This window comes from Streptomyces sp. NPDC048270 (genome assembly GCF_040652335.1).
GTDB lineage: Bacteria > Actinomycetota > Actinomycetes > Streptomycetales > Streptomycetaceae > Streptomyces.
In genome coordinates, this window is sequence record NZ_JBEZLV010000135.1 from 1 (window position 1) to 1,570 (window position 1,570).

The following is a 1,570-nucleotide window of genomic DNA, read 5'->3' on the forward strand; positions in this document are numbered from 1 at the left end:
CCGGTCACAGGCGCGCGGCGCGCTGGAGCCTGCCCCAGTCCACGAGCTTGAAGTCGGTGTCCGTACGGGCCTGCCCGTCGGGTCCGGGGGTTTCGGGGGTGTTGGCGCCGTCCTGGACGACCAGCAGGCCGTTCGGGAACCTGCGTCCCAGCGGGGCGCTGGTGACGGCGGCTCCGTCACAGACCTCCGAGCCGTCGGGCGCGCCGGGTGCGGAGCCCGCGGTGATCCGGAAGCCGCGGACGAAGGCGTTGCGGTGGCCGCGGTCGAAGACGGCGAAGGTGTCGTCTCCCTGGCCGGAGGCGATGAGGTAGCCGTCGCGTCGGGGGTCCTCGGGGTCGCGCCAGATCGTCAGACCCTCCACGTCGGCACTGAGGTGCCGGCCGCCGAAGCCCGGGTCGGTGCCCGCGTCGCACTCCTCCGTCTGCGGGTTCCAGGTGCCGGGCACGCCGTAGGAGCGGACCTTCTCGATCAGGCGGGCCGGGGAGCGCAGGTCGGCCTCGAGCTTCCAGATGCCCACGTCCTCCTGGCCCGCGTACAGGTCGCCGCTGTCGGGGTCGACGACCATGCCTTCCACCTGGGGGAGTTCCCCGGGCTCGGCACAGGGCGTCCACCGGGTCCCGTCGGGCAGGTCGAAGGAGGACGGCAGGGTCAGGGTGCGGACGAGGCGGTAGCCGACCTTTCCGCGCGCGTCCGGGGTGAGCTCGGCGAGCGCGAGCCGGGTGTCGTGGCGCCGGCTGGTGACCGCGAACGAGCGGCCGCGGTCGGTGTAGGCGGCCAGGCCGTAGGCGGTGCGCTGGTCGCCGACCTCGTCCGGGCCGGAGGAGAACACCAGCGGGGCGGCGGCCTCGTCGGTGACGTCGACCAGGGGTGCGGCGGGCCGCCGGGGGTCGATGCGGTAGAAGCGCAGCTGGTCGCGGCCCCGGTCGGAGACGACGGCCACGTCGTGGCGGCCGTCGGGGAAGCGCAGCCCGGTGACGAGGTCGACGTTGTTGAAGCGGCCGGGCTTGTCCCCCTCCCGCGGGGGCGGCGGCGCCGGCAGGCTCTGGACCTGGCGGCCGTCCAGGTCGTACACCCGCAGGCCGCCCTCCTTGGCGGTGGCGATCACCAGGCTGCGGTCGGGGTCGGACGTGTTCCGCCAGATCGCCGGGTCGTCGGCGTTGGCGTTGCCGCCGGCCTCGTCGTCGAAGAGGGACGGCGTCTCGGCGGAGGCGGTCACCTCGGGCAGGGGCGGGACCGTGCCGCGGTCCGCGGCCGCCGGCGCCGGGGCCGCCGCCTGTGCGTGGGTCGGTAAGGCGATCATGCCGAGGGCCGTGATCGTCGCCGCGGCGATGAACGGGGCTCTCCTGCTCGGGGTCCTCATGGTGCCTCCTGGTCACGGAGTCGGGTCGGGGGGCTGGTGGGCTCCCGCCACCCTGGCCTACTCGCGGGTAGCCCGTATGGAGGCCATGTGGCGCCCGAATGAGCGCGCGGTGAACCCCCGTGAGGGAGGACCGGCAGGCGGGACGGCAGCGGGCGGAGGACGGAGGGCGGACGGAGGGCGCACGGGCGGCGGGCGGACGGCGGGCGCACG

General features: G+C 75.3%; 1 protein-coding gene. It reads right to left on the reverse strand.

Annotation, left to right across the window (positions count from 1 at the left end; genetic code table 11):
- Positions 1-4: 4 nt before the first annotated feature.
- The gene (locus AB0D66_RS34610; protein ID WP_362311109.1) at positions 5-1,360 is read right to left on the reverse strand and encodes a phytase; all 1,356 of its coding nucleotides are present in this window, start codon (positions 1,358-1,360) and stop codon (positions 5-7) included.
- Positions 1,361-1,570: the final 210 nt, after the last annotated feature.